The following is a 15486-nucleotide window of genomic DNA, read 5'->3' as shown; positions in this document are numbered from 1 at the left end:
CTTGGTGTCTGCTCCTTATTGAGTATTAGGTGATTTAGCGCTTAGAACGTATGCCTTCTTTGATTTTAGCTTTCAAAATTTCGCCTTTTAGGGTATAATAGTCAAAGTTAGTCAAAGATAAGGAAGGGTAGTTTATGCCTGTAAGAAATACTTCGGACAATATCGAAGAATATATCAAGAATATTTTGGCCCAGTCGGGTATTGTGGAGCTCAAGCGCTCCCATCTGGCGGACTCATTTGATGTGGTGCCCAGCCAGATTAACTATGTCATCAAGACTCGATTTACTGAGAGTCGGGGCTATGTGGTAGAAAGTAAGCGAGGAGGTGGCGGCTATATCCGCATTGCCAAGGTCACTTTTTCTGACAAACACCACCTGCTCAATGCCCTGGCAGGCTCAATCGGTGAAGCCATCAGTGGTCAGGTCTTTGATGACCTCATTCAACAGCTCTATGATCAAGATATTATTAGTGAGCGTGAGGGCAATATCATCCTGGCCTCATCCTCCGATGAGGTTCTGGGAGAAGATGCTCCTGGTATTCGTGCCCGCATGCTGAAAAAGATTATTCAACGCCTCGATAGAAAAGGAAATCCAGATGACTGATTATTCCCTGAAAATGCAAGAAATATTTAGCCGTGCCCAATATCAGGCGGCCCGCTACCAGAGTCAATTTTTGGAAAGTTGGCACCTGCTCTTGGCCATGGTGGACACCGATGAGACAGTGGCTCATCTGGCACTTATGGACTTTGCGGATAAGATTGATTTGGATGAGTATGAGGATGCGGCCATGCTGGTCATTCGCCGTAAGCCTCTCAAAAGGGCTAAGAGCCAAGAGATTTTGCCGGCTTCAAGGGCACTAGAGAGAATCTTAACCTATGCGGCTCGTATTGCTGAAGCTGTCAAGGCCCCTCAGGTCGGTAGCGAACACGTTCTCCTCTCCATGATGTTTGGTCGGGATAATTTGGCGGCTCGCATTTTGGAGCAGGTCGGTTTTCATTTTCAAGATGAGGGCAAGGATAATCTTCGATTGATTGACCTACGCAAAGTTATTGAGCGCTACTCAGGTTTTTCCAAGGAAGATGTCAAGGCTATTTTTGACTTGGCCAAGCCCAAGAAGTCTGGCAATGGCAACTTTAACAATATGATGGCAGGCCCTCAGCCAACGGCAGGAGACCTGGCTGACTTCACCCGAGACCTGACGGATCTAGCGGCTCAAGGACAACTGGAGACTGTGGTTGGTCGTGACGAGGAAATTACTCGCATGCTACAAATTCTTAGCCGCAAGACTAAGAATAATCCTGTCTTGGTCGGTGATGCCGGTGTTGGTAAGACGGCTCTAGCCTACGGCCTAGCCCAGAGGATTGTCCAAGGAGAAGTTCCATACGAACTGGCCGATTTCCGAGTTTTGGAATTGGATATGATGTCGGTGGTAGCTGGCACCCGTTTCCGGGGAGACTTTGAAGAGCGGATGAACCAAATCATTGCGGATATCGAGGCCGATGGCCATATCATTCTCTTTGTTGACGAGGTTCACACCATCATGGGTTCTGGCAGCGGGATTGATAGCACCCTGGATGCCGCCAATATTCTTAAGCCAGCCCTTTCTAGAGGGACCCTCCACATGATTGGAGCGACAACCCAGGAGGAGTATTCCAAGCATATTGAGAAGGATGCAGCCCTCTCCCGTCGCTTTGCTAGGGTTTTGATTGAAGAACCGACAGTTGATGCTGCCTACCAGATTCTCTTGGGACTCAAGGAAAGCTATGAGAGCTACCACAATGTCACCATCTCTGACCAGGCAGTCTTAACGGCCGTCAAATCAGCCCACCGCTATTTGACCAGCAAGAACTTGCCGGATTCGGCCATTGACCTGCTGGATGAGGCCAGTGCTATGGTGCAAAATACGGTCAAGCGTTCCCTGCCAACCTTCCTCAGCTCTGCTGACCAGGCCCTCTTGTCAGGAAATCTAGGAGCGGTTGCGGATCTGCTTCAGGAAGAGGATCAGCAAAAGGTTCGCCAGCCTGTCGCTGTCAAGGAAGAGGATATTCTCAGGACCCTCAGCAAACTCTCAGGCATTCCTCTTGAGAAGATGACCCAGGCTGATAATCAACGCTACCTCAATCTAGAAAAAGAACTCCACAAGCGCGTGATTGGCCAGGATGATGCCGTTTCAGCGGTTTCTCGTGCCATTCGGCGCAACCAATCAGGTATCCGAACAGGCAAGCGACCAATTGGTTCCTTCATGTTCCTAGGGCCAACTGGGGTTGGTAAAACCGAGTTAGCCAAGGCCCTTGCTGAACTCCTCTTTGATGATGAGTCGGCCCTGATTCGTTTTGATATGTCTGAGTACATGGAAAAATTCGCGGCTAGTCGCCTCAACGGAGCCCCTCCAGGTTATGTGGGCTACGAAGAAGGCGGTGAGTTGACCGAGAAGGTTCGCAACAAGCCTTATTCGGTTCTCCTCTTTGATGAGGTGGAAAAGGCCCACCCTGACATCTTCAATGTCCTTCTCCAAGTCTTGGATGACGGGGTCTTGACTGATAGTCGTGGGCGCAAGGTTGATTTTTCCAATACCATCATCATCATGACTAGCAACTTAGGGGCAACTGCCCTGCGCGATGATAAGACGGTTGGTTTTGGCGCCAAGGCCATCAGTCAGGATTATCAGGCCATGCAGAGTCGGATTATGGAAGAGCTCAAGAAGGCCTATCGACCTGAATTCATCAATCGGATTGATGAGAAGATTGTCTTCCATAGTCTGACACCTGACCATATGCGTCAAGTTGTCAAGCTGATGGTGAAGCCTCTCGAAGCTAGCCTAGCTGAAAAGGAAATCAGCCTCAAGGTTCAACCAGCTGCCCTCAAGCTTTTGGCAGAGCAGGGATATGACCCAGAAATGGGAGCTCGCCCCTTGCGCCGAACCATTCAAACTGAAGTTGAAGACAGATTGTCCGAATTGCTCCTGTCAGGCCAATTAAAGGCCGATTCCAAACTAAAAATTGGCAGCCACAAGGGCAGTCTGAAATTTACCATTGATGACTAGAAAAAATGGGAGTGGGACTCAATCATGATTTCGGAGAAATCAATTTCCCCTTGCTCTCTAGTTTTAAGGCTTCAAGAGAGTTGATACAGTAGTCGCTATTTTGCGAACTACTGTCCCCTCCTTACTAAGTTCCCCATTCAAACTCGACAAGAGTTTGAATGGGACCTGTCGTAGGCTGTCTAGTCCACTGGACTAGACACTCCCGCCTCCGCACAGTTGACTTGGACCTATCCCTTGCCAAGCAAGGGATAAGGATATTACCGCCGTTTCACTGGCATGTGAGTGACCAAACACTAAAGTGTCAAGTCGCTCATCACAAATCAACTACGGGGTCAAACTGTTTGATGTTGAAAAAGTAAGGAGGTTAGGACCTTTTGCCCCAGCCTCATGATGAAATAAGCGAACACTGGAGAATTCTGCAGGACAGAAGAGACTCTAGTATTCGCTTTTTGTTTTATCTTTTCGTTGAGCTTATACTCAATAAATTTCAAAAGTTATATTTTGATGTTTCTTTAGGTAGTACGGACGGAAGTAAACTCCTTATAAAGATACAAAGCCGTCACCCCCCAAAAAGGAAAATAGAAAATCGGGCGATAGAGCATTGAGGCCCTATCGCCCGATTCTCTATTTCAACAGTGGTGTAGGGGAGTTTCATTCCTAAGATTGAGCCCAAGTCTCAAAAATCCCATTATAAGTAACGTCAAAGCTACCACTTATAATACCACTACGGCGAAAGTATCAGGATAAGCTCGTTTCTTTTACGTAATATTACGAAAAAGTTATGTATTTGATTATATTGCTAGGTTTGATTTTACTTAGTATTAATAGCAAGGCAGTACTTATTAGCTCGTCTAAAATAACAATTAGAAAGTAAGGAAGCCTGATTATGAATTAAAAATTCTATTCAGGGACTCCAAATTACGATTTTTTAATAAATCCTCCTGAAGAGCCTTTGAGGTTGTGAAATCTAAAAGTTTTTCGTAAATGTATTCTAGAGACTTAATATCCTCTGGTCGGATTGCTAATAAAAAAACAAATTTTATTGGGGTCTGATTCCAATTGATTCCTTTTGGAATAATTGCCACAGAGATTATGCTTTTTTTTGTTGCACCTCATTTTACAACGGGGCCCTTTGAATAATTAAGAAAAATTGGAGGAAACTAATATGTTAATTAATATGGAACAAATGCTAGCGATTGTTAAAGAAAACAAGTTTGCTGTTGGTGCCTATAACATTTCTAATTTGGAGCTGGATCGGATTGTCATTGAACAATGTGAGGAAGATAATGCCCCTGCCATTATTGAAGTCCACCCTACTGAAGTTTTCTACTGTAAGGATGATTTCTTCGCCTATGTCTTGCAACGGATTAAAAATAGTAAGGTTCCTTTTGTCCTTCACCTAGATCACGGTGATAACTTGGATAGTGTTGCTAGAGCAATTCACAATGGCTTTAGTTCAGTAATGATTGATGGCTCACTTCTGTCATGGGATGAAAATGTAGATATCACAAGAAAAACCGTTGAAATGTGCCATAGAGTTGGTGTTAGCGTTGAAGGTGAGTTAGGGACAATCGGTCAGACAGGGACAGCTGTTGAAGATGGTCTGAAGAATGGTATTTACACTAAGCTAGAAGATGCCAAACGCTTTGTTGAAGAAACAGGAGTAGATACCCTAGCTTTTGGTATTGGTACAGCTCACGGTATTTATCCAAAGAATGTTACCCCTGAGATCCGGATTGACATCCTGAAAGATATTATTGGGCAAGTCGATGTTCCTCTGGTTCTCCATGGCGGTTTTTCAAATCCTGATGAACAGATTGCCGAAGCTGTTAAGAATGGTATCTCAAAGGTTAATATTTCATCTGACTTCAAGCACGCCTTTTTCGATAAGGTTAGGGAAGTTTTGGCGAACGACCAAGGATGGGACCCAAACAATCTATTCCCAGTTTGTATTGAAGAAGGAAAGAAGGTCGTCCATCATAAAAATCAACTATTGATGCCCTCGGTAAGGCTCCTCTCTATAATGAACTGTCACCATGGAGGGTGGAATTTCTATAAATAAGCCTAGTCTATGTAGTTATTAGCTTGGTAAATAGTGTATCGTAATAACTAAAAGGCCAGTCCAATTGCTTATTGGGCTGGCCTTTTCAACTTCAGTTTCCTTTTTCTACCTCAGCAAACTCCAGCCGATAAGGACAAGATGAAGGGCGACAATAAAGAGAAGCACCCCGCCATGCAGGCGACACTTGAAATAAAGATAACCGATGAATTCCCGAATGTAGGCATTGAGAGAAAAATAGAATTTGGTCTTTGCTCCATAACCGATACAAGGAATTCCTAAGTCACGAGCTATCAGTAGAGCTCGAAATAGATGATAATAGTTGGTCACAATGGCCAGATTGGCCTTATTTGCCATTAAGTGGCTGGAAAATTGCAGGTTTTCTCTGGTATTTTTGGATCTATCTTCAATGATAATGTCTTTTTCTGGGACACCTTGAGAGAGAGCATACTTGGCCATGGCCTGACCTTCGGCAATCAATTCATCCTTGCCTTGACCACCAGACAATATTAGACGACAATCAGGGTGTTTTTGATAAATCTCAATCCCCTTTTTGATGCGACTGGCTAACAAGGGGGTGACCTTATCCCCCATGAGGCCACTTCCTAGCACTAACACATAATCTATGGGCCTCTTGAACCAGTGAATCAGGTTTAAAAAGCTAGAGATGGTATAGGCACTGATGAGGAGGATGAGATAGATGACCATGGTCGTCACCAGGGATAAGAGGCCGGTGACCAGACTATTTTCCTTATAATGGCTGGCAATCATCTGGAAAAGGTAGGGGAAGGCTAGCAGACCCAGACCAATTCCCAGAGAGAGGAGATTCTTAAGAGCATGTCCCTCGCGTTTAATCAGTTGAATCCCCTTGACCAAGAGGGTGATGATGAGGATGCTTGGTCCAGCCAAGAGAGGAAGGATGACTAGAAAAATGGCTAAGGATAGCAAGAATTTGAGAATTCTCAGGTCGAATTGATTAGCCAAATAGAAGAGGGTGGCTCCTAGAAAAAGGAGGGCCAAAACGAAATAAATTCCTAATAATAGGGTTCTGGGCTCTCTGTAATAGGTCAGTCCGAGGAGGACGAGGAAAAAGATGGTCAATAAAACTAGGGGCAAAATCGTCATATAAGATCCAATCTAGGCCTTAGATTTAGAAAGATAATAGAGGTAGGCCAAGGCGACATAGGCCACGATGAGTGAGGCTAGTCCAATCTCAAAATTACTCAGGCTTACTAGCCAGCCTTCTGTCAACTGCAATCTCATTAAACTCAATTTGAGGGCTGTTGCCGTGCTGACACTGGGGAAGGTGAAGGCAGAAAAGCCAGGGACAAACCAGGTTTTGAGATGACGAGCAAGATAAAGAAAACTCCCCCAATAAAATCCCTGTGATAGCAAGAGCAATAGTAGCAAAAAAGCAGGATGACCACTAGGATAGAGCTGCAAAAAAGCTAAGAGCATCAGAGAACTTGGGGCCGCCATGATAGCTATATTAGGCAGTTCCTGCTCTCTTAAGGGCCATTTAGCTAGCCGATAGAATAAGGCAAGCATCAGTATCAGATAGGCTAGGAAGGTCAAGTAAAAAATCACCTGCCCCAGAAGGACCTGTCCAACTAGTCTGGCCGTTATAGAGGCAGCGGCGGGGCCAACATAGATAACGAACCAACCTGGATAAACCTGCTCCCAGCTCGCTTGTTTTTTAGCTCGGATGCTAAAAAGAATTAAGAAAGTTAGGTGACCCAGTAAACCGAGAGCCCAGATACTAAGCAGATAAGGCTTTGCCAGGGGAAGGACCAAGGGCGAGAGCATCATGGCCATGAAATAGGTCGGAAAAGTCGAGGCAGCTAAGAGGCTGGTCAATTGTTTTTGACAGTCTTTTTTATTGAGTAAGAAATAGCCAGTCAAGACTAACCACAATCCTAGACAGAGCAAGAGAAGTGAGTAACCCACCGGACGATTGACAAATTTTGTTATCAAATTGGTCAGGGCAGTCAAGCCCAATAAGAGCCCCGTTAAAGCCAATGGTAGTCTTCTTTTCATAATTATCCTTCCCACATGGTCCAGTCAAGTATTCTCTATGTTGGAATTCTGTCAAAGATTTCCTTGACCTGGTCTAGGGTTTCAGCACGAGCAACAGCTCCCCGGATCTTGGCAGCCCCAGAGGTTCCTCGCAGGTAGTAAGGAGCTAGGCCACGGAATTCTCTCACAGCAATCTTTTCGCCTTTGAGATCCACCAGACGGCTGAGATGGTCATAAGCAATCTCAAGTTTCCTAGCAAAGGTCAGATCTGGCAAAATTTCCCCGCTTTCAAAGAAATGGTTGATTTGGGTGAAGAGGTAGGGATTATTGAGAGCGCCACGGCCAATCATGACCGCATCGCAACCGACCTCTTCAATCATAAACCTAGCATCCTCAACGGTCTTGATGTCCCCGTTACCGATAAAGGGAATGGTTTTGATAGCCTGGGCTACCTGGGCCAGGGTTTCGTGGTCGCAGTGGCCTGTGTACATCTGTTCTCTGGTTCGTCCGTGCATGGTCAGAGCCGATACACCGGCTTCCTCAGCCGCTAGGGCATTTTCCACAGCCAGAGAACTGTCCGCCCAGCCGGTCCGCATTTTAACGGTCAGAGGAATATTGAGGACAGATTTAACAGTTTTTATCACCTGATAAATCTTGTCAGGGTCCTTGAGCCACATGGCACCAGCTTCATTTTTGACAATCTTATTGACGGGACAACCCATATTGATGTCCACCAGGTCAGTCTTGGTATTGGCCTGGATAAACTCAGCTGCCCGAGCCAGACTATCACCATCATTACCAAAAAGCTGGATAGAAACAGGGTGTTCCCCTTCATCAATGTGGAGCATATGGAGGGTCTTTTCGTTATTGTAGAGGATACCCTTGTCTGAAACCATCTCCATAACAGCCAGACCTGCACCAAATTCCTTGGCGATGGTCCGAAAGGCTGAATTGGTTACCCCAGCCATGGGAGCCAATACTGTGCGGTGGGGAATCTCAACATCCCCAATCATGAAGGCCGAATTACGCTTGGTCATCAATAATTTCCTCCAGATCTTTTTCATCAAAGTTGTAGGTCTTACCACAGAATTGGCAGGTGATTTGAGCACCATGATCCTCATCCTTCATGGCCTGCAATTCTTCTTTAGCCAGGCTAGCTAGGGCAGATTGGAAACGCTCCTTGCTACAGTCACAGGCGAAGCTTAATTCCTCTTCGGCCAAAATCTTGTAGGGCTCATTGCCATAAATGGCATCAATCAAGGCTTGGGTGTGGTTGTCGGATTCTAGGAGACTAGAGAGGGCGGGCATTTCCTGAATACGCTTCTCAAAGCGAGCAATCTCTTCTTCCTTGGCATCAGGTAAAACCTGGAGCATGAAACCTCCAGCGACCTCAACCTTATCATTCTCATCGAGGAGGACATTGAGCCCCACAGCTGATGGGGTCTGCTCGCTCTCAGTCAGAAAGTAGGCGAAGTCTTCCCCAATTTCTCCAGAAACTAGAGGTGTCGTTGAGGTATAAGGGTGACCGGTTCCGTAGTCAACGATAGAGACAAATTGGCCTTGCCCCATGAAGGGCCCAACCAGCACCTCACCAGTAGCGGTCTTTTTAATATCAACCCCTGGATTCTGGATGTAGCCCTTGACATGGCCAGCTGTATCCGCAACAGAAATAATATGGCCAAAGGAGCTGTTGCCAATAATCTTGAGCGTTACCTTGGCATCACCCTTTTGGTTGGCGGTTAGAATTTGATTGGCAATCAGGGCCCGACCTAGGGCCACAGTTGAGGACGATAGGGTCTGGTGTTTTTCTTGGGCAGTCCGAACGGTTTGGGTGCTATCCAAGATATAGGCCCGAAAGGAGCCAGAACTTGCAATTGTTTTAATCAGTTTATCCATAATGCCCTTATTATAGCATAAAACTAGGCTCAAAAGGGTAGCCCCGCTACTCGCTCAAGACTTGCAAAAGCAAGTCCATCAAGCTTTCAAGCCTAGGCAGATCCGTCTGAACCTAAGCAATTTTTACCCAAGCCTGGCAGTTGCTAGGTCAGTTGAATAGTAATCCTGCTTAAGTGAATTCTGAAAGTGGCATTCAATTAAAGACCCTTCTTTTCCTGTCTACCTAAGTTTTCTTGCCTGCCCCCTTAAAATCTGGTATAGTAATGTCTATAGATATTTGGAGGGTTATTAACTTATGCAATTTACTGGTATTTTTATCCTACTCATTCTTCTTGGAGGAATGATGTTTATGTCTTCACGGACACAAAAGAAACAAAAGCAAGCCCGTGATGAAATGCAGACCAAGTTGGTCAGGGGAGCGGAAGTCGAAACTATAAGTGGTCTGATTGCTACCGTTGATGAGGTTGACCAAGCCAACAATCGCATCGTTCTCGATGTTGAAGGAGTCTACCTTACATTTGACCTACAACGCTCAATCATGAGGGTCATCTCCTCACCAGCATCAGCTTCCAACGAAGCAGCAACCTCTTCTGACTCAGCTGATAAGGAAGAAGGCAACAGCCAAGAAGACCAGTCAGCTATTGAAGAATAGACTTACAACTCAGGAGCCTTTGCGCTAGGCCCCACTCTTTATACCTAGCAAGGCCTGCAGGAGGGTAACAGAAAACAGAGCTCAACTAGCTGGTTGGGCTTTTATACTAGGTTAATACTCTTCGAAAATCAAAATTTACCGTCGTTAACTCACCTTGCCGTACTTGCTGAGGAAAGCGAAGCTTTCCCTATTTCCAACCTCACAAAAGGTCTGGGGGACCTTTTGAGCTATCTTCAGTTCGTGTGATGCCTCACAAAGTTGGTCGATTTTACCAACTTTGTGAGGTTAGTAAGGGAGCTAGGCAATCGCTATGGGGATTGCCGTTTGACATCAGTCACTTTAGAAACTCGATGTCATTGCTCCTTGCCTCGGCTAATTTCGATTTTCATTGAGTATAAATTCAAAACCTGAAAATCTGGAAAGAAAGGCGATGCCAAACATTCGGTTTTATCAACGACGGCCGAAGTGAGTTTTATCTGATATTTTCGCTAAGGATTAGGCATAAAAACTATCTCATTAACAGGCTGTTTACATCCTTTTTGTTGCTACTCTCCAGACCGTACTCTTGGTTGGAAATTTTATCTTCTGGATTAGCCTAGCTCAGGTCGCAACTAAAAGTGCATTCTCCCTTAATTTATGGTAAAATTTTAAGAGTATGGCTATATTTAAATTCAAGAAAAATCAAGAGACGCCAAGTCTGGAAAAAATCCCTAAACACATTGGGATTATTATGGATGGCAATGGTCGCTGGGCCAAGGAACGGCTGCAACCCCGCGTCATGGGCCACAAGGCTGGTATGGATGCCCTGCAAAGGGTGACCATCAAGGCTTCTGAGCTGGGGGTCAAGGTTCTGACGGTCTATGCCTTTTCCACAGAAAATTGGTCACGGCCTGCCGATGAGGTCAAATTCATCATGAACCTACCTGTCGAATTTTTCGACAAATATGTCCCTGAGCTCCACAAAAACAATGTCCGTGTCCAGGTCATGGGCGATACCAGCAAGTTACCCCAGGCAACCTTTGATGCTATGGAGCGGGCCTGTGCCAAGACCAAGCACAATTCTGGTCTGGTCTTAAACTTTGCCCTCAACTATGGTGGTCGAGCAGAGATAGCCGCGGCAGTTCAGGCTCTGGCTCAGGAAGTTAAAGATGGGGAGTTAGACCCGACAGCTATTGACGAAGACCTGATTGCCGACCGCTTGATGACCAAGAACCTACCTTATTTGTACCGTGACCCAGATTTGATTATCCGAACTAGCGGCGAGTTGCGGCTGAGCAACTTTCTGCCCTGGCAGGCAGCCTATAGCGAATTTTACTTTACCAAGGTGCTCTGGCCAGATTTCAATGAAGACGAATTGGTCCAAGCCATTGCTGAATTTAACCACCGCCAGAGACGCTTCGGTGGTGTCTAAGAGGAGACAAGTATGCGTGAACGTGTGATTTACGGAGGGATTGCTGGTGCTATCTTCCTAGTCTTTTTATGGCTGGGTCACCTGCCCTTTCAATTATTCGTCGGAGTTTTGGCCATGATTGCCATCTCTGAGCTTTTTAAGATGAAGGGCCTAGAAATCTTTTCTTTTGAAGGAGTTCTGGCCATGTTGGCAGCCTTTGTGCTGACGGTTCCTATGGGGACCTATCTGACCTTCCTGCCCTTGGATGCCAGCTGGACCTGTTTTGGTCTCATCAGCTTTATGCTTTTGGCCGGAACAGTTTTTAACAGCGACACCTATTCCTTTGACGATGCGGTCTTCCCCATTGCCTCGGCGGTCTATATTGGCTTTGGTTTCCAAAATCTGGTCAATGCCCGCTTGGATAGCATCAATAAGGTTCTCTTTGCCATCTTTATTGTTTGGGCAACGGACATTGGCGCCTATATGATTGGTCGCCAGTTTGGCCAGAACAAGCTCATGCCCAAGGTTTCACCCAATAAAACCATTGAAGGCAGTCTAGGAGGAGTCCTCTCGGCTCTGATTGTCTCTCTAATTTTCATGTTGGTGGACAAATCTGTTTACAGCCCTAAATCCTTCCTCGTTACCATGATTTTGGTGGTTGTCTTTAGTATCTTTGCCCAATTTGGTGATTTGGTAGAAAGTTCCATCAAGCGTCATTTTGGCGTTAAAGACTCAGGAAAATTGATTCCAGGGCATGGTGGTATCTTGGACCGCTTCGATAGTATGATTTTTGTCTTTCCCATCATGCACTTCTTTGGCCTATTCTAGATCGTAAAACTAGGCACCATGATTTGCCTTGGGGTTACAGAAAAAAGCCAATCAGAGCAAGACTTATCGGTAAAATGAGGCTAGAGCTCAAATGGAGCCTAGTCTTCCCTAATATAGAGGTTATCAATGCTTTTAAACATTATTATCTTTATCATCGTTTTCGGTATCATCGTGACGGTGCATGAATATGGTCACTTTTATTTTGCCAAGAAATCAGGTATCCTGGTTCGTGAATTTGCCATCGGTATGGGGCCAAAAATCTTTGCCCATATCGGACAGGATGGCACGGCCTATACCATCCGCATGCTCCCCTTGGGTGGCTATGTTCGGCTGGCTGGCTGGGGCGATGACAAGACCGAAATCAAGACAGGGACCCCTGTCAGCCTGAGCCTGAATGAGAAAGGTCTAGTCAGTCGTATTAACCTGTCAGACAAGCAGCTGGATAATGACAGCCTACCCATGAATGTGACCGCCTATGATTTGGAAGACCAGTTGCAAATCACAGGTCTGGTGCTAGATGAGACTAAGACCTACTCGGTTGACCACGATGCTACCATTGTTGAGGAGGACGGGACAGAAATTCGGATTGCACCGCTTGATGTCCAGTATCAAAATGCTAGTGTTTGGGGTCGGATGATTACCAACTTTGCTGGCCCCATGAATAATTTTATTCTGGGGACCCTGGTGCTCATCCTCATGGTCTTTATGCAGGGAGGAACGCCCAATCCTGATACCAATGCTATTCGCGTTGCAGATGGTGGTCCTGCCCAGACGGCAGGCCTCAAGACTGGCGATAGGATTTTAAGCATTGGCAAGCAGAAGGTCGAAAATTGGGAAGACCTGACAGATGCGGTTGCCAGCTCAACCAAGGATTTGAAAAAAGATGGGCAACTTCAGCTAACCATCCAGACTAAATCCAAGCAAACCAAGCAAATTCAAGTAAAGCCCAAAAAGTCTAACGGGGCCTACATTATCGGCGTTCAACAGTCCTTAAAGACCGACTTTTGGAGCAAGCTGGTTGGTGGCTTCAAGCTAGCCCTGACCGCCATGACCCAACTCATTCGGGCTATCGGTAATTTAATTCTCCATTTCAGTCTCAATAAACTTGGTGGACCAGTAGCCATGTACCAAATGGTTGGCCAAGCGGCCCAGTCAGGCCTTGTTGATATTCTCTTTTTGACAGGTATGCTGTCTATGAATCTGGGTGTGGTCAATCTTTTTCCTATCCCAGCCCTTGATGGTGGGAAAATTCTCATCAATATCATTGAGGCTATTCGTCGCAAGCCCCTCAAGCAAGAAACAGAAACCTACATCACCCTCGTTGGTGTAGCTATTATGCTGGTGCTCATGGTTGCCGTTACTTGGAATGACATCATGCGAGCCTTCTTCTAAGAAGTACCAGTTGCTCTATATCTATTAAGTTGAAAGGAAGGCCCTGCCTCTTAGCGGGGCCAAATAAAATCATGAAACAATCTCAAATGTTGATCCCAACCTTAAGGGAAATGCCAAGCGATGCCCAGGTTATCAGTCATGCCCTAATGGTCAGGGCTGGTTATGTCCGCCAGGTGACTGCTGGTGTTTACTCTTACTTGCCTCTAGCCAATCGGGTTATCGAAAAATTCAAGACCATCATGCGCGAGGAGTTTGATAAGATTGGGGCGGTTGAAATGCTGGCCCCAGCTCTTTTGACGGCTGACCTCTGGAAGGAATCTGGCCGTTACGAGACCTATGGAGACGACCTCTATAAGCTTAAAAACCGTGACCAGGCTGAATTTATCTTGGGCCCAACCCATGAAGAAACCTTCACAGCTCTAGTGCGCGACTCCATTAAGTCCTATAAGCAGTTGCCCATGAACCTCTACCAAATTCAGGCCAAGTACCGCGACGAAAAACGTCCCCGCAATGGCCTTTTGCGGACCCGTGAATTCATCATGAAGGATGGCTACAGCTTCCACGCTAATTATGACAGTCTGGATGAGGCTTATGAGGCCTATCGCCAGGCTTATGAAGCCATCTTTACCCGTGCAGGCCTTGATTTCAAGGGCATCATTGGTGACGGAGGAGCTATGGGGGGTAAGGATAGCCAAGAATTTATGGCCGTAACCCCTGACCGAACAGACTTGGATCACTGGGTCGTCCTAGATAAATCCATCAGTTCACTAGACGAAATTCCTGAAGATGTCCTAGCGCAAATCAAGGATGAGCTCAATAAGTGGTTGGTTTCTGGAGAAGACACCATTGCCTACTCTGACCAATCTGGCTATGCGGCCAACCTTGAGATGGCCACCAGCCTTTACAAGCCAAGCCAAGCGGCCACTACCCAGGAAGAGTTGACCAAGGTCTCAACACCCGATTGCAAGACCATTGATGACGTATCAGCCTTTCTCAATGTTGATGAAGGCCAAACCATCAAGACCTTGTTCTTTATGGCAGATGACCAGCCAGTCGTGGCCCTCTTGGTCGGGAATGACCAGGTCAATGATGTCAAACTTAAAAATTATCTGGGGGCCGATTTCCTTGAGCCGGCTAATGAGGACCAGGCTAAGGAAGTCTTCGGAGCTAATTTCGGTTCCCTAGGCCCAGTTGGCCTGCCACAAGAAGTGACCATCATTGCTGACCGCAAGGTCCAAGATGTGGCTAATGCCGTTGCCGGTGCCAACCAAGATGGCTACCACTTAACTGGTGTCAACCCTGGCCGTGACTTCTCTCCCAAGGACTATGTTGATATTCGGGAAGTCAAGGAAGGCGAGCCTTCACCAGACGGTCAAGGGACCCTCAAGTTTGCCCGTGGGATTGAAATCGGTCATATCTTTAAATTGGGGACTCGCTATTCTGATAGTATGGGCGCCAATATCCTTGATGAGAATGGCCGCTCTATCCCTATCATTATGGGTTGCTATGGTATTGGTGTCAGCCGCATTCTCTCAGCTGTCATCGAGCAACACGCCCGCCTCTTTGTCAATAAGACCCCTAAGGGTGCCTACCGCTTTAGCTGGGGGATCAATTTCCCTAAAGAATTGGCGCCATTTGATGTTCACCTGATTACAGTCAACACCAAGGACCAAGTCGCACAAGACCTGACAGCCAACTTAGAAAGTCAATTAGTGAAGGCCGGTTACCAAGTCCTAACCGACGACCGCAATGAACGAGTCGGCTCAAAATTCTCGGATAGCGACCTGATTGGCCTGCCAATCCGTGTTACTGTTGGTAAGAAGGCTGCCGAAGGCATCGTCGAAGTCAAAATCAAGGCAACTGGCGATACTATCGAGGTTAATGCGCAAAATCTCTTAGAAACCCTAACGATTTTGACCAAGGAAGCCTAAACATATTGAAAACTGTCACCGCAATGCGATGGCAGTTTTTTAAAGGACTTACTGAAGCATACTTTTCGAAAATCAAAATTTACCGTCGTTAACTCACCTTTCCGTACTTACTGAGGAAAGCGATGCTTTCTGCATCTCCAACCTCAAAAGGTCTCCCAGACCTTTTGAGCTGTCTTCAGTTCGTGCGACACAGAGCAAAGTTGGCCGATTTCATCAACTTTGTGAGGTTAGTAAGGGATCTAGGTAATCGCTATGGAGATTGCCGTTAGCTAACAAGCCA

Annotated in this window: 14 protein-coding genes; 9 read left to right on the top strand and 5 right to left on the bottom strand. The window is 46.2% G+C overall.

All coding sequences use genetic code 11. The features are described 5' to 3' along the window. The first annotated feature begins 134 nt into the window (after positions 1-134). The 3 genes from DYE66_RS01020 (at position 135) to DYE66_RS01010 (ending at position 3647) form a co-directional block, all read left to right on the top strand. Positions 135-602, top strand: coding sequence for a CtsR family transcriptional regulator (locus tag DYE66_RS01020; protein WP_002996270.1), 468 nt, complete (start codon positions 135-137; stop codon positions 600-602). Further along, positions 595-3042, top strand: a complete 2448-nt coding sequence (locus DYE66_RS01015; protein ID WP_002996186.1) for an ATP-dependent Clp protease ATP-binding subunit — start codon at positions 595-597, stop codon at positions 3040-3042. The genes DYE66_RS01020 and DYE66_RS01015 overlap by 8 nt, the downstream gene beginning before the upstream one ends. Positions 3043-3416: 374 nt before the next feature. Continuing rightward, positions 3417-3647: a hypothetical protein gene (locus DYE66_RS01010; protein WP_044123669.1), complete on the top strand. Its 231-nt coding sequence runs from the start codon at positions 3417-3419 to the stop codon at positions 3645-3647. Between the two features lie 279 nt (positions 3648-3926). Here DYE66_RS01010 and DYE66_RS01005 read toward each other — a convergent pair whose 3' ends face one another. Next, positions 3927-4136 carry a PTS sugar transporter subunit IIA gene (locus tag DYE66_RS01005; RefSeq protein WP_141565668.1) on the bottom strand — a complete coding sequence of 70 codons (210 nt, stop codon included), beginning with the start codon at positions 4134-4136 and terminating at the stop codon, positions 3927-3929. Positions 4137-4207: 71 nt separating this feature from the next. Between DYE66_RS01005 and DYE66_RS01000 the strand changes: the two genes are divergently transcribed. After that, positions 4208-5104 (top strand): ketose-bisphosphate aldolase, encoded by an 897-nt coding sequence (locus tag DYE66_RS01000; protein ID WP_002996104.1) that lies wholly within the window; start codon positions 4208-4210, stop codon positions 5102-5104. 105 nt (positions 5105-5209) lie between these two features. Here DYE66_RS01000 and DYE66_RS00995 read toward each other — a convergent pair whose 3' ends face one another. The 4 genes from DYE66_RS00995 to hslO are packed head-to-tail and all read right to left on the bottom strand — an operon-like array spanning position 5210 to position 9013. Further along, positions 5210-6226, bottom strand: a complete 1017-nt coding sequence (locus DYE66_RS00995) for a YdcF family protein (protein WP_002996143.1) — start codon at positions 6224-6226, stop codon at positions 5210-5212. 12 nt (positions 6227-6238) lie between these two features. Beyond that, positions 6239-7138: a TDT family transporter gene (locus tag DYE66_RS00990; RefSeq protein ID WP_002996338.1), complete on the bottom strand. Its 900-nt coding sequence runs from the start codon at positions 7136-7138 to the stop codon at positions 6239-6241. 35 nt (positions 7139-7173) lie between these two features. Further along, positions 7174-8154: a tRNA dihydrouridine synthase DusB gene (gene dusB / locus DYE66_RS00985; RefSeq protein ID WP_002996151.1), complete on the bottom strand. Its 981-nt coding sequence runs from the start codon at positions 8152-8154 to the stop codon at positions 7174-7176. Next, entirely contained in the window at positions 8141-9013 is an 873-nt protein-coding gene (gene hslO, locus DYE66_RS00980) for an Hsp33 family molecular chaperone HslO (protein ID WP_002996332.1), read from the bottom strand. Before hslO ends, dusB begins: the two co-directional genes overlap by 14 nt. Positions 9014-9308: 295 nt before the next feature. Here hslO and yajC point away from each other — a divergent pair, with 295 nt between their 5' ends. From yajC to DYE66_RS00955, 5 genes are all read left to right on the top strand, one after another. Then, positions 9309-9665, top strand: a complete 357-nt coding sequence (yajC, locus tag DYE66_RS00975) for a preprotein translocase subunit YajC (protein WP_002996341.1) — start codon at positions 9309-9311, stop codon at positions 9663-9665. A gap of 655 nt (positions 9666-10320) precedes the next feature. After that, positions 10321-11076: an undecaprenyl pyrophosphate synthase gene (locus tag DYE66_RS00970; protein ID WP_002996137.1), complete on the top strand. Its 756-nt coding sequence runs from the start codon at positions 10321-10323 to the stop codon at positions 11074-11076. A 12-nt stretch (positions 11077-11088) separates the two neighbouring features. Then, positions 11089-11883 carry a phosphatidate cytidylyltransferase gene (locus tag DYE66_RS00965; protein ID WP_002996303.1) on the top strand — a complete coding sequence of 265 codons (795 nt, stop codon included), beginning with the start codon at positions 11089-11091 and terminating at the stop codon, positions 11881-11883. Between the two features lie 126 nt (positions 11884-12009). After that, a complete protein-coding gene (gene rseP, locus DYE66_RS00960; RefSeq protein WP_002996166.1) occupies positions 12010-13275 on the top strand; it encodes an RIP metalloprotease RseP in 1266 nt (421 codons plus the stop codon). Positions 13276-13346: 71 nt separating this feature from the next. Then, positions 13347-15206 (top strand): proline--tRNA ligase, encoded by a 1860-nt coding sequence (locus DYE66_RS00955; RefSeq protein ID WP_044123663.1) that lies wholly within the window; start codon positions 13347-13349, stop codon positions 15204-15206. Positions 15207-15486: the final 280 nt, after the last annotated feature.

The sequence above is a fragment of the Streptococcus downei MFe28 genome, from assembly GCF_900459175.1.
In the GTDB taxonomy this organism is placed as follows: Bacteria; Bacillota; Bacilli; order Lactobacillales; family Streptococcaceae; genus Streptococcus; species Streptococcus downei.
The sequence above is the reverse complement of the archived record's forward strand: the minus strand, read 5'-3'. Positions and strand labels throughout refer to the sequence as shown.